The following is a 17,864-nucleotide window of genomic DNA, read 5'->3' on the forward strand; positions in this document are numbered from 1 at the left end:
TTCCCCTCCCTGCAAGGGAGGGGCTAGGGGTGGGTTAGAAAAGGTCGGGCTCGATGCCCGGCCTTTTCTTTTTTCGCCGATAGTTTGGAGGCTCGCTGCGCTCGCCACCCACCCGCCCCCTTGCAGGGAGGGAGCTAAGAGGCCTTGCGCTTGCCCAACCCGCCCAAAGCCGCCTGGATCTCGTCCAGGCTGATCATCTTCTGCTCGATCACGCAGCGCAGCCCGAGCCCGTCGAAGCCGTGATAGCTGGCGGCCGTGGCGAAGGCGATCGTCGTGTCGGCGCGTGCCTCGGCGCCGCGGACGGCATTGCGTGGCAGGGGAACCGTCTCGCCGAAGCGCATGCCCGACGAGTCGGCGACGATCCGCGCCGATTCGTCGACGATCGAGATGCGCGTACGCGCCCATTCGCGCTCGGCGAACAGCGAGCGATCGGAGATGATCGCCGGGATGCGGCTTTCCCAGTCGAATTCGACATAGAATACCCCGGCGGGCCGGCCGCCGGCGCCGCGCTCGCGGATGCCGGTGACGAAGACGAGCACCGCGCGGTGCTCGGACCAGGGGTTCTGCCAGACCTCGTCGGTGAACCACTGGTCGTGGTGCGTGCTGCCCATCGCCTTGAGGAATTGCGAGGCGTTGGCGACATTGGTCTGGCGGACGCGCGCATTGGGGTCCGACGAGATCACGATCCGCCCGTCGCGATCGGCGACGAAGGCGTTGAGATAATAAGGCGATGTCCGCGCGAACACCGCGAGGCGTTCCTGCGCGGCGGCGATCTTCTCGGGCGTCGGATCCAGCGTCGCCGCGATGACTTCCGCGTCCGAGGCCATCAGGCGCAGATCGACGCTGCGATCGTAGAGGTGGCGCGTGACGTTCTGGATCAGCGCCTGGGCGAGCTCGACGAGGCGGGTGCCTTCGATCTCCCCGACCATCTCGTCGGCGATGCCCGCGCCGAGCGCGAGTCGCTCGCGGACTTCGGAGCGGAACTCGAGGCTGGCGTGGCGCGCCTGCTGGGCGAGCGCCTTGACTTCCTGCGCGACCACCGAAAAGCCGCGCCCGGCCTCGCCTGAGCGGGCGGCCTCGATCGCGGCGTTGAGCGCGAGCAGGTTGGTGCGCGCGGCGATTTCCTCGCTCGTGCTGGCGAAAGTGTCGACCTCGTCGCGAAGGACGGACAACAAGGAGCGGATCCGGCGTGGCACGGACCCCATTGCTACCCAGCAGTGGTTAACGGAGCATGGAGTATTTCGCTACCGCAACAAAATAAAGTTCAGGGCTTCCTGAACTTTAACGTCATCCGGTCGCTCTCACCGATCGCTTCGTACTTGGCGCGATCGACGTCCTTGAGGCGATAGGTTGGCGGCAGCGTCCAGACGCCGTCCTTCCAGTCGGTGGTGTCCTTGGGGTTGGCATTGACTTCGGACGCGGCGACGAACTTGAACCCGGCCTGTTCGGCGAGTCGGCGCACCGTCGAGACCTTGATATAGCCGCTGTTCTTCTCGCGCTCGGCGCTGGCGCTCTCGGGCAGGCGATGATCCTCGATGCCCAGCACGCCGCCGGGCTTGAGCATCGCGAACATCTGCGCGAACGCCTTGGCGGAGTAATCGCCTTCCTGCGCGTTCCCCATTCGCCAGTTGTGGACGTTGCGGAACGTGAGGACCACGTCGGCGCTGCCGTCGGGAACCTTGGGCTGGCCCTCGGCCCAGGGGAAGGCGGCGAGCTTGATCGGTCCGTAGAGCGCCGCGTCCTTGGCCTGGAGGCCTTGCACGCCCTTTGTGCCGTTGGGCCATGGGGCCGCGGCATAGAGCGTGCCCTTGCCGGCAGTGAGCGGGGCTAGGATCTCGGTGTACCAGCCGCCGCCCGGCCAGATCTCTACCACCGTATTGCCCGGCTTGACCCCGAAGAAGGTCAGCGTCTCGACCGGGTGGCGATATTTGTCGCGGGCGATATTCGCCGGCGTACGCGTGGTCGCGGCGACTGCGGCCTGAACCGTACTGCGCTGGGTCTTGGGCTCCCCCGCTGCGACGCTGGCGACGGCAATCGCCGTCGTGAGGAGAGCGAAAACGGTCAGGGTCTGGCGCATGGCGATTCCTTGCCTAGATGGGCACGGGCCATGTGGGACTTTTTCGAGACGATGCAACAGCAATTATGGGGCGGCGCGGTGGCTGCCGTCTTCGTCGCGCTGGTCAGCGGCTTCGGCGAGTACCGCCGCAAGCGGCGGCGGCATCTCGACCGGGTGGGGTTCATGCCGTGGATGCTGCTCCAGGTGCTGGCGATGCTGCTCGCGCTGGCCCTGGCAAGCATCGCGCTCAACCAGCGCTAGTAGAAATCGGCCAGCGTCAGGCTGCGTTCGCTTCCGTCGCACAGCTTCAGCATGACGGTACGGCCGGGCGGGCCGACCGACCATTCGACGGTCCCGTCGCGGACGTCTTCGGCCACGGCGATGCCGTCGGCCGCGCAGATCGTGTCGCCCGCTTGCCACGCACCTGCCGCGGCGGGCGAGCCGCGCATGACATGGACGACGCGCAGTGCGCTGCCGGTGAACTCTATCAGCAGCCCGCTGGTCGAGCGCGGCACCTTCGCGGCGATGGTCTTCCCCGGCTGGAGCACCATCCGCCCGGCGCGCGGGTCGAGCAGCACGCGATAGCGCTCCAGCAGTCCCGAGCCGAGACGGCCCGCCGCGCCGACGCTCGCCGAGAAGCCGCCTTCGCCTTCGATGCGCAGTTCGGCCTCGTGCGGTGCCATGCCGGCGAGCGCGAGCGACGGGATCACCAGCGTGTCGGTGACCACCGGGCCGCCCATCCCCCAGCCGAGTGTGGTGGTAACCCGCCCGCCGCGATAGCCGGTCGAGAGCCAGGCCGCGCGGCTCAATGTCAGCGATCCGCCGTCGCCGGTATCGACGATGATCGGTCGCAGTACCTTGCCCGCCACGCTGACGTCGGACTGGTATACGCCGCGCTCCCGGTGCCGCAGCATCGCGGTGCTGCCGGTGAACGGCATCCGCCCGCTTTGCAGGATGCGGAATCGTTTTGCGTCGTAATCGATGTCGAGCGCGCAGCATGAGAGCAGGTCCGCGCCGACCAGGATATCGGCCCCGAATCGTATCCCGCCCTTCGGATCGGCGATGCCGACGCGCGCCGAAGTGCGCGTGAGTCCGCCGAGGCGGATCGACTTCGCCTGCGCCCAGCCGACTTCGACGCCGCCGCCGATCGCGATCGCGCGCTGGCGCCGAGCAGCCGTCAACCCTGCCTTCTCGGCAAAGCTGGACGTGACGATCGTGTCGCTGAGCCCGGTATCGAGAATCGCCCAGGCGGCATGGCCGTCGAGCTCGATCGGGAAGCGGAGCTGATTGTAGGCGGTGCGCTGGAAATCGATCCAGCGCGCCTCGGTATCGGGTGCCAGCGTAGCGCCGGGCACGACCTGTGTGAGCGCGACGACCGGCGCGAGCAGGGCAAGCATGTGTCCGCCTTAGCGCCGAAACGCCCGCGAGGACATCGCGCTTAGAGGCACGCCTCGAGCATCGCCTGGTCGAAGCCGTACTGCTTGGCCTTGTCCAGCGTGTAGGGGCGCAGGCCCATCGAGCGATATTCGCCGATGATCTTGCCGTCGGCGCTCTCGTCGAGATACTCGAACTTAAACAGTTCCTGGGTGACGATCACCGGGCCTTCCATCCCGATCACTTCGGTGACGTTGGTCACGCGGCGCGAACCGTCGCGCAGGCGCTTGACCTGGATGATCAGATCGACCGAGTCGGCGATCTGGCGGCTGATCGCTTCCTTGGGCACCTTGATGTCCGACATCATCACCATGTTCTCCATACGGGCGAGCGCCTCGCGCGGAGAGTTGGAGTGGAGCGTACACATCGAGCCGTCGTGACCCGTGTTCATGGCGGCGAGCATGTCGAAACACTCGCTGCCGCGGATTTCGCCGAGGATGATGCGATCCGGGCGCATACGCAGCGCGTTCTTGACGAGGTCGCGGATCGATATCTCGCCCTGGCCCTCGAGGTTGGGCGGGCGCGTTTCGAGCGGCAGCCAGTGCGGCTGCTGCAAACGAAGCTCGGCCGCGTCCTCGATCGTCAGCACGCGCTCGCCCGGGTCGATCATCTTCGACAGCGCATTGAGCATCGTCGTCTTGCCCGAGCCGGTGCCGCCCGAGATGACGATGTTGAAGCGGCTGGCGCCCGCGATCTTGAGCGCGGTGGCCATCTTCTGGCTCATCGAGCCGCCGTTGGCCATCATGTCGAGCGTGATCGGCTTGGCCGAGAATTTACGGATCGAGATCGCGGTGCCCTTGAGGCTCAGCGGCGGCACGATCACGTTGACGCGGCTGCCGTCCTTCAATCGGGCGTCGGCGAGCGGCGTGGTCTGGTCGACACGGCGGCCGACCGAGTTGCAGATCCGCTGCGCGATCTGGAACAGATGCTCCTCGTCGCGGAACTGGATGTTGGCGAGCTCGAGCTTGCCCTTGCGTTCGATGAAGGTCTGCTCGGGGCCGTTGACCATGATGTCCGAGATCGCCGGGTCGGAGAGCAGCTCTTCGAGCGGCCCCAGGCCGAGCAGTTCGTCGACCAGAACCTTCTCGAGCGCGAACTGCTCGCGGCGATTAAGGGTAAGTTTCAGCTCGGCGAGCACTTCGCCGATGATCGGGCGAAATTCCTCGGCGAGTTCGTCCTTGCTCAGCGTCGCCGCGGCTTCGGGATCGACGCGCTCGAGCAGGCGCGGCAGCACCTGTTCCTTGATGCGGTGGATCGAGGCTTCGAAACCCTCGACGCGCGAATTGCCGGCCTCGCCCGAAGCGGCCTGGCGATCGGCGAGTCGCTGCAATGCGTCGGTATTGGCGGCGTTGCCCGCGCTGGGATCGCGCAGTTCCATCGGATCGGGAGCGCCAGCGCCGGGGAGAGGAACGCTGCCCAGCGGCGGAAACTGATCGCCGCCGGTCGGCATCGGATCGGAGGGACGCGGCGCGGGCCCGGGGCCCTGCATCGGGCGTGCGACGCCGAACGCAGGCCGTCCGCCCGCTGCTCCGCCACCCATTCCGTTGCGTCGTCCGAAAGCGCTCATCGGTTAACCCATAATCCCCGCGATTGGGCAGGCTTAGCCGCCAAGGCTTTAGAATTGCCTAACCATCGAATGCCTGGTTGTGCAGGTGGCGGCGGTGTGGGACTTTCCCGGCCTATCCCCTGCGAGGCTGATGCCGATGTTGTTCGCTGCTCTGCTGCTCGCGCAGCAACCTGATCTGAGCTGGCTTGCCGGGCATTGGTGCACCGAGCCGAGAGACGGCAAAGTCATTTGCGAGACCTGGACGCCGATGGACAAGGGCAGGATGCACGGCACGGGTACCAGCCGGATGGGCACGAGCGTGCGGACGAACGAAGCCATGATGATCATGGTCAGTGAATCGGGGATATTCTTCCACGCCGAGCCGGCGAACCAGAAGCCGACCGATTTCTGGATGGCGAAGTTCGATTCCGCCGCGCGATCGGTGACCTTCGAGGAGCGCAGCCACGATTATCCGCAGCGCGTGCGCTATTGGCGCGAGGGCGAGGCGCTGCTGACGGAGATCTCGATGCTCGATGGCAGCAGGGCGGTGCGGTGGACCTTCCACCGCACGGCGGAATAATTAGTCGGCCTTTTCGGCCAGCACGGTCAGGCCGCGCTCGTTGACCTCGGCGAAGCCGCCTTCGATGCGGATCGTCTCGGGCGTGGTGGCGCCGGTCTTGTAGATTTCGAGATTGCCGTCGCGGATCGTCGACATCAGCGGGGCATGCCCTTCGAGCACGCCGAAATCGCCCTCGGTGCCGGGGACGACGACCATGTGCACGTCCTCGGAGCGGACGAGACGTTCGGGGGTGACGAGTTCGAAGTGCAGCATTTCTTTTCTTCCTAAGCCCCTCCCCTTCAGGGGAGGGGTTGGGGGTGGGGCAGTGCCGGCTCGCCGAGCCTGTGGCTCGCGGACAGGGCCCACCCCAACCCCTCCCCTGAAGGGGAGGGGCTAGTGGTTCTTACGCCTCGGCGGCCAGCTTCTGCGCCTTGGCGATGGCGTCGTCGATGCCGCCGACCATGTAGAAGGCCGACTCCGGCAGGTGGTCGTACTCGCCGTTCACCACCGCCTTGAACGACTTGATGGTGTCCTCGATCTGCACGAACGCGCCGGGGATGCCGGTGAACACTTCGGCGACGTGGAACGGCTGCGAGAGGAAGCGCTGGATCTTCCGGGCGCGGCTGACGGTCAGCTTATCTTCTTCCGAAAGCTCGTCCATGCCCAGGATCGCGATGATGTCTTGCAGCGACTTGTACTTCTGCAGGATCGCCTGGACGGCGCGGGCGGTCTCGTAATGCTCCTGGCCGACGACGCGGGGCTCGAGCACGCGCGAGGTCGAGTCGAGCGGATCGACTGCCGGGTAGATGCCCAGCTCCGAGATCGCGCGGTTGAGAACCGTGGTCGCGTCCAAGTGGGCGAACGAGGTTGCCGGCGCCGGATCGGTAAGATCGTCGGCGGGAACGTACACGGCCTGGACCGAGGTGATCGAACCCTTGTTGGTCGAGGTGATGCGCTCCTGCAGCGCGCCCATGTCGGTCGACAGCGTCGGCTGGTAGCCCACGGCCGAAGGAATGCGGCCGAGCAGTGCCGACACCTCGGCGCCCGCCTGGGTGAAGCGGAAGATGTTGTCGACGAAGAACAGCACGTCCTGGCCTTCGACGTCGCGGAAATACTCGGCGATCGTCAGGCCCGAGAGCGCGACGCGGGCACGGGCGCCCGGCGGCTCGTTCATCTGGCCGTATACCAGCGCGACCTTCGAGCCCTCCGACTGGGCGTTGCCGTCGGCGTCCTTGGCGATGACGCCGGCGTCGAGGAACTCGTGATAGAGATCGTTGCCCTCACGGGTGCGCTCGCCGACGCCCGCGAACACCGAGGTGCCGCCATGGCCCTTGGCGATATTGTTGATCAGCTCCTGGATGAGCACGGTCTTGCCCACGCCGGCGCCGCCGAACAGGCCGATCTTGCCGCCCTTGGCGTAGGGCGCGAGCAGATCGATCACCTTGATGCCGGTGACGAGGATGCTGCTCTCGGTCGACTGGTCGACGAAGAGGGGGGCCTCGGCATGGATCGGCGACGTGATCTCGGCATTGACCGGGCCGCGCTCGTCGATCGGCTCGCCGATGACGTTGAGGATGCGGCCGAGCGTCTTGGGGCCGACGGGGACGCGGATCTGCGAACCGGTGTCGGTGACCGACTGGCCGCGGGTCAGGCCCTCGGTCGCGTCCATCGCGATCGTGCGAACCGTGTTCTCGCCGAGATGCTGGGCGACCTCGAGGACGAGGCGGTTGCCGTTATTGTCGGTCTCGAGCGCCGAGAGGATGGCGGGCAGCACGCCACCATCGAACGACACGTCGACGACGGCGCCGATGACCTGCGAGATGCGGCCGACATTGTTGGTGGTGCCCGGACGGGTGATTTCAGCGGCGGTTGCCATCGTCTCTTCCTTGCGGCTTCTAGCTGTTGGCGGGGGCACTAGCCCCGGTGCGGTGGAAAGTCACGGTGAGGCGGTCGGCCGCCTTCTCGATTGCATAGTCGATCCCGCCGAGCTGGCCCTTGGCGGCCTCGCCCTTGACGATCGCTTCGTGGACCGACTTGGCGTCGATCTTCGACTGGAACAGGAAATCGCGAACGATGTCGGCGAAGCGCGTGTGCGCCAGCTTGGCGCTGTTCGCATCGGTGATCGCGAGGTCGAACGCCAGCGCGTCGATGCGGTCGGCCGTCGCGCCGGTCGCGGCGAAGCCGGCGCGGTTGGGCGCCTTGGCGCCGCTGTCGCTGACCAGAACCGGGGTGCCGATGCTCGCGAAGCCGTTCTTGGCCGGGCCGTACGCCGGGGCGTGGAAGCCGAACTGATTGGCTGCGGCGATCGCGACGTCGGGCTGGAAGGCACGCTCCCAGCCGGTAACCTTGGCAAGATCGGCGGCGCGCGCCTGCTCCTGCTTCTGCAGCGCCGCGCCATCCTGCGAAGGCGCGCCGCCGCAGCCGGCGAGCGCCAGCGGTGCGAGGAGAAGGGCGGCGCGGCCGAGCATCAGAGCGCTTCGGCGCCCGAGATGATCTCGACCAGCTCGGTGGTGATCGCGGCCTGGCGGGCGCGGTTATACTGGATCGACAGCCGCTTGATCAGATCGCCGGCGTTGCGCGTGGCGTTGTCCATCGCGGTCATCTTGCTGCCCTGCTCCGACGCGGCATTCTCGCGCATCGCGCGGAACAGCTGGATCGCAACGTTGCGCGGCAGCAGGTCGGCGAGGATCGCTTCCTCGTCGGGCTCGTAGATCACCGCGGCGGGCGCCGCCTGGCTGGTCGGCGTACCTTCGGGAACCGAGGACGGCGCGACCGGGATGATCTGCTGCTCGGTCGGCTCCTGGGTCAGCACCGACTTGAAGTGCGAATAAAAGAGGTGCGCGACGTCGAACTCGCCCGCCTCGTAGCGCGCGATCAGGTCGTCGGCATAGGCACGCGATTCGGCGAACTTCAGCTTGCCCAGGTCGCCCGGCTCGATCGAGTGGATGAAGTCCTTGGGGAACAGTCGGTTGAGTACCGCGCGGCCCTTGCGGCCGATCGTGTAGAACTTGACCGTCTTGCCCTGCGCGATCAGCTCCTGCGCCCGGCGGCGTGCCAGGCGGGCGATGTTGGTGTTGAACGCGCCGGCCAGGCCCTTGTCCGACGTCGCGACGACGAACAGGTGCACCTGGTCCTTGCCGGTGCCGGCGAGCAGCTTGGGCGAGGATTCGCTCACCGTCACCTTCGAGGCGAGGCTCGCGACCACGCTCTCGAGGCGCTGCGCATAGGGACGCCCGGCCTCCGCCGCCTCCTGCGCACGGCGCAGCTTGGCGGCGGCGACCATCTTCATCGCCTTGGTGATCTTCTGGGTCGACTTGACCGAGTTGATCCGGACCTTGAGTGCCTTGAGAGAGGCCATCTTCTTCTCTTCTTACTCCCTCTCCCCTCCGGGGAGAGGGCGGGGGAGAGGGGCATGGACGGAGAGGTGCGGGACACTGCCCCTCTCCCAACCCTCTTCCCGGTGGGGAGAGGGCTCTTTTGCTTTACGCGAACGTCTTGCCGAACTCGGTCAGCGCGGCCTTGAGCTGGTCGCGGACGTCGTCCTTGAGATCTTTGCTGTCGCGGATCGCGGTCAGGATGCCGGCATGCTTCGAGCGCAGCTCGGCGAGCATCGCCTGCTCGTAGCGCACCACGTCCTGCGCGGCGATGCCGTCGAGGAAGCCCTGGGTGCCCGCGAAGATCGACACGGTCTGCTCCTCGAACGGCAGCGGGCTGAACTGCGGCTGCTTGAGCAGCTCGGTCAGGCGCGCGCCGCGGTTGAGCAGCTTCTGGGTCGAGGCGTCGAGGTCCGAGCCGAACTGCGCGAACGCCGCCATCTCGCGATACTGGGCGAGCTCGAGCTTGATCGAGCCGGCGACCTTCTTCATCGCCTTGGTCTGCGCGGCCGAGCCGACGCGCGACACCGAGAGACCTACGTTGATCGCCGGGCGGATGCCCGCGAAGAACAGGTCGGTCTCGAGGAAGATCTGGCCGTCGGTGATCGAGATCACGTTGGTCGGGATGTAGGCCGAAACGTCGCCGGCCTGCGTCTCGATGATCGGCAGCGCGGTCAGCGAGCCGCCACCGTTCGCGTCCGACATCTTCGCCGCGCGCTCGAGCAGGCGGCTGTGGAGATAGAACACGTCGCCCGGATAGGCTTCGCGGCCCGGCGGACGGCGCAGCAGCAGCGACATCTGGCGATAGGCGACGGCCTGCTTCGAAAGATCGTCGAACACGATCAGCGCGTGCATGCCGTTGTCGCGGAAATACTCGCCCATCGCGGTGCCGGTGTACGGCGCGAGGAACTGCAGCGGCGCGGGCTCCGAAGCGGTCGCGGCGACGACGATGGAATATTCCATCGCGCCATTCTCTTCGAGCGTCTTGACGAGCTGCGCGACGGTCGAGCGCTTCTGGCCGACTGCGACGTACACGCAATACAGCTTCTTGCTCTCGTCGTCGCCGGCGTTGACGCCCTTCTGGTTGATGAAGGCGTCGATCGCGACGGCCGACTTGCCGGTCTGGCGATCGCCGATGATCAGCTCGCGCTGGCCGCGGCCGACGGGAACGAGCGCGTCGATCGCCTTGAGGCCGGTCTGCATCGGCTCGCTGACCGACTGGCGCGGGATGATGCCCGGCGCCTTGACTTCGACGCGGCTGCGCTGGTCGGCGACGATCGGGCCCTTGCCGTCGATCGGATTGCCCAGGCCGTCCACGACGCGGCCGAGCAGGCCCTTGCCGATCGGCACGTCGACGATGGTGCCGGTGCGCTTGACGATGTCGCCTTCCTTGATCTCGGCGTCCGAGCCGAAGATCACGACGCCGACATTGTCGGCCTCGAGGTTGAGCGCCATGCCCTGGATGCCGTTGGCGAACTCGACCATCTCGCCGGCCTGGACATTGTCCAGCCCGTGGATGCGCGCGATGCCGTCGCCGACGCTGAGCACCTGGCCGGTCTCGGAGACCTGCGCATCGGTGCCGAAGCTGGCGATCTGGTCCTTGATGACCTTCGAGATTTCTGCGGCGCGGATATCCATGTTCAGCCTTTCATCGCCTGCGCGAGGGAGTTCAGTCGGGTCTTGATCGACGAATCGATCATCTGGCTGCCGATCTTCACGACCAGCCCGCCAAGGAGCGAGGGATCGACCGAAAGGTCGACATTGACGTCACGGCCCAGCCGGGTGCGCAGCTGCGCCTTGAGCGCATCGACCTGCTCGGCATCGAGCGGGTGCGCCGAGGTGACTTCGGCAGTGGTCTCGCCACGATGCGCCGCTGCCAGCTGGCGGAAGGCACGGATGATCGCGGGAAGCTGGCCGAGCCGGCGATTCTGCGCGAGCACGCCCAGAAAGTTGCCGGTGGTGACATCGAGCTTGAGCGCCTGCGCCGTCGCCGCGATCGCCTTGGCGGCGTCGCCGCGGCTGACCAGCGGGCTGCTGGTCAGCGCCTTGAAGTCGGCCGATTCGTCGAGCGCCTGCCGCACCGTGGCGAGGCTGGCCTCGACCTGGGGCAGGGATTTCGACTCACGCGCAAGCTCGAACAGGGCGGTTGCATAGCGTCCGCTTAGACTGGCCTGGATACCGCCGGAATTCTCCACGCGTGTCTGTTCCTCTTGGAGGGTTCGGAATTGGCCCCATGCAAAAAAGGGGCACGCCGGATGGGCGCCCCGATGGGTCGCGGCGCGGTTAGCATCGGTGTCACGGGGATGCAACCCGACTCCTCTGGACAAGCGGCGGCGAAGGTGATGCTCTGCGCGCCGGGGACGTCATCGGGAGGGGGGAATGCATAGGATCGGCCTGTTGCTCGCGGCGTCGGCGCTGGCCTGCGCCGGAGTCGCGCGGGGCGAGGTGCTGGAGATCACCGGCGAGTTTCCGGCGAACAATCGCGAGGCGAGCTTCCTCGAATCGGTCGCGGTCGAGCGGTTCGGCGGCAATGACGGCGCGGCGCTCCAGATCGCGATCGAGCGCGCGCTGGCGGGCAGCCAGTTCGAGCTGCTCGCTGGGCGCACCGGGCGCGAGAATGCCGAAGGATCGATCTCGGGCAGCATCTCCTCGGGAGTCGAGGAGAGCGGCTGGACCAGGAAGGAAAAGAAGTGCGTCGAGAAGGACGGCAAAGGCAAGTGCACCAAGGAGGAGCAGGTCGAGGTCCGCTGCAAGCGCCGGATCATCGACGTCAAGGCCGATATCCGCATCGTCCATAACGGCGACGGCCGCATTCTCTATTCGGAGCCCAAGCCGTTCCGCGAGGAAGTGACCTGGTGCCCGGGCGGCAATCCGGGGCGCACCGCGGAGGACGTTATCGAGAACGCGATCCAGGGCATCGCCGGATCGCTGCGCGGCGACCTGGTCCCGCATGTCGATACCTACAAGATACGGGTTCGCGAGAACACCAAGGGGCTGTCGAAGGAGACCGCCAACCGCTTCAAGGACTGGGTCAAGCGCACCAAGCGCGACGCACAAGGCGCGTGCCACGGCTGGGACGCGATGCGGGCCGAGGCGGCCGGGCATCCCTCGCTGCTGTTCAACCTGGGGCTCTGCGCCGAGCAGCGCGGGGCCTATGAGGACGCGCTGGGGCTGTACCGGGATGCCGCGCAGGCAGGGGCAAGCGAAGGCCGCGAAGGATTCGAACGCGCCACCCGCCTCATCGCCGGCCGCGCGGATGCCGCGGAGCGGGCTCGGCGGCGGCGCTCCTAAGCCCCTCCCCTTCAGGGGAGGGGCTCTAGTGCGGAGTGAGGGCGTGGAACGAAAACGGGCGGCGGTGCCTGGTCGCACCGCCGCCCATGTGTTCAGGCCCTGTGACCGAACTTACCGCCCGCGGCCACCACCAGCACCGGCGGGACGCGCCGGACGGGCGTGGAACTTGCCCTTGGGGCGGGCATAGTTGCGCGGCTTCTCGCCACGCGCCTCGCCCTGCGGCGCGTCGAAGCGCCGCGGACGCTGCTCGGCACTCGCGTCGCGCGGGGCACCATCGCGACGCGGCTGGTCGCCGCGCGGACCCTGGCCGCCGCGCTGGCCCTGGCCGTTGCGCTGACCACCGCCCGAGCGGCCGTTCTGCATCGCGCGACCGTTGCGCCCGTTCTGCTCGTCACGGCTCACCGGCATCGGCGAGCGCGTCGACTTGATCTTGTTCGCCTCGTTGACGAAGTCCGCGGGCAGCGGAACGACGGTGAGCTTCTGGCGCGTCAGCCGCTCGATGTCCTTGAGGTACGGCCGCTCGTCATCGGCGCAATAGCTGACGGCGAGGCCGGTCGCGCCGGCGCGCGCGGTGCGGCCGATGCGGTGGACGTACTGGTCGGGCACGTTGGGCAGCTCGAAGTTGAACACGTGGCTGACGCCCGAGACGTCGATGCCGCGCGCGGCGATGTCGGTCGCGACGAGGATCTTGACCTTGCCGCTGCGGAACTCGCCCAGCGCGCGCTCGCGCTGCGGCTGGCTCTTGTTGCCGTGGATCGCGTTCGACGCGACGCCGTTGCCCGCGAGCAGCCGGACGACGCGGTCGGCGCCGTGCTTGGTGCGGGTGAACACCAGCGCACGATCGATGCTCGGATCGCGCAGCGCCAGTGTCAGCAGCGCCTGCTTTTCGGCCTGCGCCACATAGGTGACGTGCTGCTCGACGCGCTCGGCGGTGGTCGCCTCGGGGGTGACCTTCACTTCGACGGGGTTCTTGATGAACTGGCCGGCGAGCTCGCGGATCGTCTTGGGCATCGTCGCCGAGAAGAACAACGTCTGGCGCTTGGTCGGCAGGTCGCGGACGATCCGCTTGAGCGCATGGATGAAGCCCAAGTCCATCATCTGGTCGGCTTCGTCGAGCACGAGGATCTCGATGCCGAGCAGGATCGCATAATGCTGGTCCATCAGGTCGACGAGGCGGCCCGGGGTGGCGACGACGATGTCGACGCCGCGGGCGAGATCGGTCTTGTTCTTGTGGATCGACGTGCCGCCGAAGATCGTCGCGACGCTGAGCGGCGTGCCCTTGGCATAATGCCGGGCATTGTCGGCGATCTGGCTGGCGAGCTCGCGCGTCGGCGCAAGGACGAGCATGCGGCAGCCGCGCGGCTGGGCGCGCTTGCCCGACGCGATCAGGCGATCGATCGAGGGCAGCATGAACGCGGCGGTCTTGCCGGTGCCGGTCTGGGCGATGCCCAGCAGGTCGCGGCCTTCGAGCAGCGACGGGATCGACTGCGCCTGGATCGGTGTCGCCTCGCTATAGCCCTTGGTGGCAAGCGCGGCGAGAACGGTCTGCGAGAGACCGAGTTCTTTGAATTGCATTGAGAACCTTACAAATGCGGCCGGCGCGCGCACGCAAAATGGGCGCGCGAAGGCGGGGTCAAAAATGACGACCCGCGTGACTAGGGAAGCCGTGGTATAACCGAGGCAGAGCCGGGGCGACGCCTTTGGCTGTCGTCCGATCACGCTGCATGATGCCTCGCTGGCGGCGCATATGGCTGCAAAGCTGCCATAAGTCAATGTAGCGCTCATTCCGTCCTGGTTGCGGTGCGCTTCACCAACAATCGAAAGGATTGCTTAACCAATTGGGGTCTAGCCCGGAGGTTCCTGTAGTATTGGGGAAATGCGCCGTGCTCGTCGCGCGTCTGGAAGTTCTCGGCGAAGTTGACCCCCGCGGCGCAATCCGCTTCCATGTTGCAAGCGAGACCACGCTGCGCGGTGCCGATGGCAGGCCGATCGAAGTGCTGGTCGACAATTTCTCGCGCACCGGTTTCCTGTTCGTATCGGACGAAGAATTCCCGGCCGGCACGTTGATTGCGATCGGCCTTTCGGGCGCAGGCTCGCGCGAAGCGCAGGTGGTGTGGCGCGAGGATCGCCGACACGGCTGCGAGTTCCTGGTGCCGCTGCCGCAATCGAAGATGGCGCGCGCGTTCGAAGGGCAGGCGAGCGTCATCGCCAATCTCGAGGCTGAATTGCGCAAGCGGCTGCCGGCGGCGCGGCCGGCACCCGCTGAGGCTCCGCCGCCGCCCCAGGCTCGCAAGCAGAAGCTTGTCGACGCTATCCGGCAGATATTGGATAAGTAGGGAGCGCTCGGCTGCCGCCTTCAAGTCCCTTCCCTCAGGGAAGGGGCTTAAGCAGGTTAATCTACCACCATATCCTCGCGATATTCCCGCTCGCGATATTCGAACCAGTCGAAATCAGCCGCGAGCCCTGTGCCCGCCATGTCCTGGCACGCCATCCCCACGAACGCGCCGGTGAAGTTGGGTTGGCCGGGCTGAGTCGCCTCGTCGGACAGGATGCTCGCGTCGAACTGCTCGGGGAGCCACGTCCACGCGCCGCCTTCGATACGATAGGCGAAGCGCAGCCGCTCGTAATCGACTTCCGCGCGAAGCTCGATCCGGCCTTCGGGGATCGCAATCGGCGTCGTGAAGGTATCGGCCTGCGGCGAATCCGGCAGCGCTGACATCACGCGGAGATGACGCCCGACCTCCTCGTCATGGCTGACATGGAAGTAGTGGAATTTGCTGCCATTGTAGTACGTGACCAGCCCGGCGGCCTGCTGGAAATGCGTGGGCGCAAAGTCCATCGCGCAGATGGCGGAATAACAGAAGTCTTGTTGCCGCCGCGCGACAAGCGCCTGGGTGAACACGCTGCCGATCGTCTCACGCCCGAATAGCCGCAGATGGCCGGGCCGCTCGCTCAAGCTGAAGATGCGGTCGGGTTCGGGGGTGCGCAGCCATTGCAGGTCGAGCGGGAGTTCGGGCGCGTCGAAGTCGTAGCGCCCCTCGGTTTCGCGCGGCGGCGAGGCCGCGGGCAGCGAGGGCGCTTCGAGCACCGGCATGCCGCTGCCGTCCTCGGTGTAGAGCCAGCCATCGTCGCCCCAGACCATCGGCTGGATCGCGGTCTCGCGCCCCAGCACGCAACGCCCGCGATTGGGCAGCGGGCGACCGCAGAGATAGGCCATCCAGGTGCGGCCGTCGGGTGTGTCGACCAGATCCGCATGGCCGGCGCGCTGGAGCGGCGCATCGGGGCGGGTGCGGCTGCCGAGGATATGCGTGTCGGGATGGAGTTCGTAGGGGCCGCGCAGGTCGCGGGACCGCGCCATCGTCACCGCATGGTTCCAGCCCGTGCCGCCCTCGGCGACGATGAGATAGTACCAATCACCCCGGCGATAGAGGTGCGGCGCCTCGGTGAGGCCGAGCGCAGTGCCGGGGAAGATATTGGTCCGCTCGCCAACCAGCCGGCGCTCCTCTGGCGAATATTCCTCCAGCACGATCCCGGCGAAGCGGTTGCGGCCCGGGCGGTGGTCCCAGAGCTGGTTGACCAGGTATTTCCGCCCGTCCGCATCGTGGAACAGCGCCGGATCGAACCCGCTCGAATTGAGGTGGATCGGATCGGACCAGTCGCCATCGATAGTGTCGCAGGTGACGAGGTAGTTGTGGAAGTCGCGGAGGCTCGCGCCCGAAGCGCCGCCGACGGTGGTGCGGCCATAGCGCTTCACGTCGGTGTAGACCAACCAGAAGCGCTCGCCGTCGTGGCTGAGGTCGGGCGCCCACACGCCGCAGCCATCGGGGTCGCCGCGCATGTCGAGCTGGCTGGCGCGAACCAGCGGGCGCCCGACCAACCGCCAATTGGCGAGGTCGCGCGAATGGTGGATCTGGACGCCGGGAAACCATTCGAAGGTCGAAGTGGCGATGTAATAGTCCTCGCCGACCCGGCAGATCGACGGATCGGGGTTGAAGCCAGGCAGAACGGGATTGCGAATCATGCGGCGCGGCTCCTCCGGGCGCGAATTTCGATCAGGATGCCGAGCAAGGCGAGTGCCAGCCCGAAGCCCCAGATGCCGCGCATCGCGATTGGCACGTCGCAGGCGCTGAGCGCCGTGAACAGGGCGCAGGGCTCGGGCGCGGCGCTGGTGGCGTAGAACAGCGTCAGCCCGCCCGCCAGGATCGCGCCGAGCAAGATCGGGATCCACCCGCTTTCGCCGCCCGGCGCCTCGCCCGGCTTGCGCACCAGCGTCCACAGCAAGGCGGCGGCGATCAGGTCGAACACGCCAAGCGCGATGAAGAACGGGTCATAGCCGATCCGGACGACCAGCGCGCCGATCAGCAGGGTGAAGATCAGGACGCCGAGATTGGCCATCGTCCCGGCCATTCCCGCGACGGTGCCGACTTCGTTGCGGGGGAACAGGTCGCTCGCCATCGTGATGCAAGTCACCGACAATGTCTGATGTGCAAAGGCGCCGATGCTGAGCAGCGCCACGGCAGTGTAGGGGCTGGTCACCCCGCCGACGAAGATCATGCTCGTCATCAGCACCGCGCCGACCGTGAAAGTCCAGCGCCGTGCGTCGATCAGCGCGATCCCGCGGCGCTCGAGCCAGAGTACCAGCGCCGGCCCGGCGAGGCAGCCGATATCGGCCGCGACGAAGGGGAGGACGACGGCGATCGCCAGCTCGCCCAGATTGAACCCGCGGACCTCGCTCAGATAGAGCGGCAGCCAGAAGGTCAGCGTCGCCCAGGTCGGATCGGCGAGGAAGCGCGGCAGCGCGATCCCCCAGAAATTGCGCCGGCCGAGCAGCGACAGCACCGCCGGCTTGGCGCCGGTCGCTAGGACATGCGATTCCTGCCCCGTCGCGATCAGCGCGCGCTCCTCGGGCGAGAGGGCAGGGTGGTCCTCGGGGCTGCGGTAATAGAGCAGCCACAGCATGACCCAGAGCAAGGCGAGGCCACCGGCGACATAGAAGGCGGCGCGCCAGTCCCACCAGACGATCGCGATGGCGACGATAGGCCCGGCCAGCGCGATCCCCGCCGAGGCGCCGAGATTGTAGATGCCGCCGGCGAGCCCGCGTTCCCTGGCGGGAAACCATTCGGAGACGACCTTCAATCCCGCCGTGTGCGAAGTTCCCTCGGCAAAGCCCAGCGCGCCGCGCAGCGCCGCCAGCCCCTGCCAGCTCGTCACCCAGCCATGCGCGAAGGTCAGCAGGGCCCAGCCGGTGGCGAACACCGCCATGCCGGTGCGCAACCCGACGCGATCTAGGATGTATCCCACCACCGGCTGGAGCATGATGAACGCCTGGAACACCCCGGTGACCCAGCTATATTGCTCCTTGGTCATCGGCACGTCGGCCTGGAATGCGGGCGTAGCGACGACGACGCCCAGCGTCTGGCGGACCAGATAGTTGATGATCGTGCCCAGCATCACGATCGCGATGATCCACCAGCGCAGCGCGCGGGTGCGTTGCCAGAAGCCCATGCGCCCCTCCATTTGCGCCCGTAGCCGGCGCTGTTAGCGCTAACGGTGGCGTGGTTTCGCTTTGAGCGCAAGGCTCGGGATGTGGCGCCGCGCGTGCGT

17 protein-coding genes are annotated in these 17,864 nt (G+C 67.0%); 4 read left to right on the forward strand and 13 right to left on the reverse strand.

What is annotated here, in order from left to right; translation table 11 throughout:
* Window positions 1-134: 134 nt before the first annotated feature.
* Both RZN05_RS20165 and RZN05_RS20170 read right to left on the reverse strand, forming a co-directional pair.
* Window positions 135-1,175 (reverse strand): methyl-accepting chemotaxis protein, encoded by a 1,041-nt coding sequence (locus RZN05_RS20165; protein ID WP_317228469.1) that lies wholly within the window; start codon window positions 1,173-1,175, stop codon window positions 135-137.
* A gap of 89 nt (window positions 1,176-1,264) precedes the next feature.
* Window positions 1,265-2,077 (reverse strand): class I SAM-dependent methyltransferase, encoded by an 813-nt coding sequence (locus tag RZN05_RS20170; RefSeq protein WP_317228470.1) that lies wholly within the window; start codon window positions 2,075-2,077, stop codon window positions 1,265-1,267.
* Between the two features lie 30 nt (window positions 2,078-2,107).
* On the opposite strand from RZN05_RS20170, the gene RZN05_RS20175 reads away from it, so the two are divergent.
* Window positions 2,108-2,317, forward strand: a complete 210-nt coding sequence (locus tag RZN05_RS20175; protein ID WP_317228471.1) for a hypothetical protein — start codon at window positions 2,108-2,110, stop codon at window positions 2,315-2,317.
* Here RZN05_RS20175 and RZN05_RS20180 read toward each other — a convergent pair.
* Window positions 2,314-3,453, reverse strand: a complete 1,140-nt coding sequence (locus tag RZN05_RS20180) for an aspartyl protease family protein (RefSeq protein WP_317228472.1) — start codon at window positions 3,451-3,453, stop codon at window positions 2,314-2,316. The two genes, RZN05_RS20175 and RZN05_RS20180, sit on opposite strands and share 4 nt — an antisense overlap.
* Window positions 3,454-3,494: 41 nt before the next feature.
* Window positions 3,495-5,057 (reverse strand): CpaF family protein, encoded by a 1,563-nt coding sequence (locus RZN05_RS20185; protein ID WP_317228473.1) that lies wholly within the window; start codon window positions 5,055-5,057, stop codon window positions 3,495-3,497.
* 136 nt (window positions 5,058-5,193) lie between these two features.
* On the opposite strand from RZN05_RS20185, the gene RZN05_RS20190 reads away from it, so the two are divergent.
* The gene (locus RZN05_RS20190; RefSeq protein ID WP_317228474.1) at window positions 5,194-5,616 is read left to right on the forward strand and encodes a DUF6265 family protein; all 423 of its coding nucleotides are present in this window, start codon (window positions 5,194-5,196) and stop codon (window positions 5,614-5,616) included.
* Here the strand turns inward: RZN05_RS20190 and RZN05_RS20195 are convergent, their stop codons facing one another.
* The 6 genes from RZN05_RS20195 to RZN05_RS20220 all read right to left on the reverse strand — a co-directional run bounded on the left by RZN05_RS20195 (window position 5,617) and on the right by RZN05_RS20220 (window position 11,164).
* Window positions 5,617-5,868: an ATP synthase F1 subunit epsilon gene (locus RZN05_RS20195; RefSeq protein ID WP_294817049.1), complete on the reverse strand. Its 252-nt coding sequence runs from the start codon at window positions 5,866-5,868 to the stop codon at window positions 5,617-5,619. It abuts the gene before it with no gap.
* A 130-nt stretch (window positions 5,869-5,998) separates the two neighbouring features.
* A complete protein-coding gene (atpD, locus tag RZN05_RS20200) occupies window positions 5,999-7,471 on the reverse strand; it encodes a F0F1 ATP synthase subunit beta (protein WP_394804839.1) in 1,473 nt (490 codons plus the stop codon).
* Between the two features lie 19 nt (window positions 7,472-7,490).
* Window positions 7,491-8,063 carry a hypothetical protein gene (locus RZN05_RS20205; RefSeq protein WP_317228475.1) on the reverse strand — a complete coding sequence of 191 codons (573 nt, stop codon included), beginning with the start codon at window positions 8,061-8,063 and terminating at the stop codon, window positions 7,491-7,493.
* A complete protein-coding gene (locus RZN05_RS20210; protein WP_317228476.1) occupies window positions 8,063-8,953 on the reverse strand; it encodes a F0F1 ATP synthase subunit gamma in 891 nt (296 codons plus the stop codon). Before RZN05_RS20210 ends, RZN05_RS20205 begins: the two co-directional genes overlap by 1 nt.
* Window positions 8,954-9,077: 124 nt before the next feature.
* Window positions 9,078-10,607 carry a F0F1 ATP synthase subunit alpha gene (gene atpA, locus RZN05_RS20215; RefSeq protein WP_317228477.1) on the reverse strand — a complete coding sequence of 510 codons (1,530 nt, stop codon included), beginning with the start codon at window positions 10,605-10,607 and terminating at the stop codon, window positions 9,078-9,080.
* 2 nt (window positions 10,608-10,609) lie between these two features.
* Window positions 10,610-11,164 (reverse strand): F0F1 ATP synthase subunit delta, encoded by a 555-nt coding sequence (locus tag RZN05_RS20220; protein ID WP_317228478.1) that lies wholly within the window; start codon window positions 11,162-11,164, stop codon window positions 10,610-10,612.
* A 184-nt stretch (window positions 11,165-11,348) separates the two neighbouring features.
* Here RZN05_RS20220 and RZN05_RS20225 point away from each other — a divergent pair, with 184 nt between their 5' ends.
* Entirely contained in the window at window positions 11,349-12,260 is a 912-nt protein-coding gene (locus tag RZN05_RS20225) for a hypothetical protein (RefSeq protein ID WP_317228479.1), read from the forward strand.
* A 111-nt stretch (window positions 12,261-12,371) separates the two neighbouring features.
* Here RZN05_RS20225 and RZN05_RS20230 read toward each other — a convergent pair whose 3' ends face one another.
* The gene (locus RZN05_RS20230) at window positions 12,372-13,835 is read right to left on the reverse strand and encodes a DEAD/DEAH box helicase (RefSeq protein ID WP_317228480.1); all 1,464 of its coding nucleotides are present in this window, start codon (window positions 13,833-13,835) and stop codon (window positions 12,372-12,374) included.
* Between the two features lie 308 nt (window positions 13,836-14,143).
* Here RZN05_RS20230 and RZN05_RS20235 point away from each other — a divergent pair, with 308 nt between their 5' ends.
* Window positions 14,144-14,596, forward strand: coding sequence for a PilZ domain-containing protein (locus RZN05_RS20235; RefSeq protein ID WP_317228481.1), 453 nt, complete (start codon window positions 14,144-14,146; stop codon window positions 14,594-14,596).
* Window positions 14,597-14,652: 56 nt separating this feature from the next.
* Here the strand turns inward: RZN05_RS20235 and RZN05_RS20240 are convergent, their stop codons facing one another.
* Together RZN05_RS20240 and RZN05_RS20245 are read right to left on the reverse strand one after the other, a co-directional pair.
* Window positions 14,653-16,281: a glycoside hydrolase family 43 protein gene (locus RZN05_RS20240; protein WP_317228482.1), complete on the reverse strand. Its 1,629-nt coding sequence runs from the start codon at window positions 16,279-16,281 to the stop codon at window positions 14,653-14,655.
* The gene (locus tag RZN05_RS20245; RefSeq protein ID WP_317228483.1) at window positions 16,278-17,765 is read right to left on the reverse strand and encodes an MFS transporter; all 1,488 of its coding nucleotides are present in this window, start codon (window positions 17,763-17,765) and stop codon (window positions 16,278-16,280) included. Before RZN05_RS20245 ends, RZN05_RS20240 begins: the two co-directional genes overlap by 4 nt.
* Window positions 17,766-17,864 lie beyond the last annotated feature (99 nt).

The sequence above is a fragment of the Sphingomonas sp. HF-S4 genome (assembly GCF_032911445.1).
Classification (GTDB): domain Bacteria; phylum Pseudomonadota; class Alphaproteobacteria; order Sphingomonadales; family Sphingomonadaceae; genus Sphingomonas; species Sphingomonas agrestis.

Coding starts and splice junctions, on each gene's coding strand:
- RZN05_RS20240 (WP_317228482.1), bottom strand. CDS start 16,281: ATGATTCGCAATCCCGTTCTGCCTGGCTTCAACCCCGATCCGTCGATC.
- RZN05_RS20180 (WP_317228472.1), bottom strand. CDS start 3,453: ATGCTTGCCCTGCTCGCGCCGGTCGTCGCGCTCACACAGGTCGTGCCC.
- RZN05_RS20175 (WP_317228471.1), top strand. CDS start 2,108: ATGTGGGACTTTTTCGAGACGATGCAACAGCAATTATGGGGCGGCGCG.
- RZN05_RS20190 (WP_317228474.1), top strand. CDS start 5,194: ATGTTGTTCGCTGCTCTGCTGCTCGCGCAGCAACCTGATCTGAGCTGG.
- RZN05_RS20185 (WP_317228473.1), bottom strand. CDS start 5,057: ATGAGCGCTTTCGGACGACGCAACGGAATGGGTGGCGGAGCAGCGGGC.
- RZN05_RS20245 (WP_317228483.1), bottom strand. CDS start 17,765: ATGGGCTTCTGGCAACGCACCCGCGCGCTGCGCTGGTGGATCATCGCG.
- RZN05_RS20225 (WP_317228479.1), top strand. CDS start 11,349: ATGCATAGGATCGGCCTGTTGCTCGCGGCGTCGGCGCTGGCCTGCGCC.
- atpD (WP_394804839.1), bottom strand. CDS start 7,471: ATGGCAACCGCCGCTGAAATCACCCGTCCGGGCACCACCAACAATGTC.
- RZN05_RS20205 (WP_317228475.1), bottom strand. CDS start 8,063: ATGCTCGGCCGCGCCGCCCTTCTCCTCGCACCGCTGGCGCTCGCCGGC.
- RZN05_RS20230 (WP_317228480.1), bottom strand. CDS start 13,835: ATGCAATTCAAAGAACTCGGTCTCTCGCAGACCGTTCTCGCCGCGCTT.
- RZN05_RS20195 (WP_294817049.1), bottom strand. CDS start 5,868: ATGCTGCACTTCGAACTCGTCACCCCCGAACGTCTCGTCCGCTCCGAG.
- RZN05_RS20210 (WP_317228476.1), bottom strand. CDS start 8,953: ATGGCCTCTCTCAAGGCACTCAAGGTCCGGATCAACTCGGTCAAGTCG.
- RZN05_RS20170 (WP_317228470.1), bottom strand. CDS start 2,077: ATGCGCCAGACCCTGACCGTTTTCGCTCTCCTCACGACGGCGATTGCC.
- atpA (WP_317228477.1), bottom strand. CDS start 10,607: ATGGATATCCGCGCCGCAGAAATCTCGAAGGTCATCAAGGACCAGATC.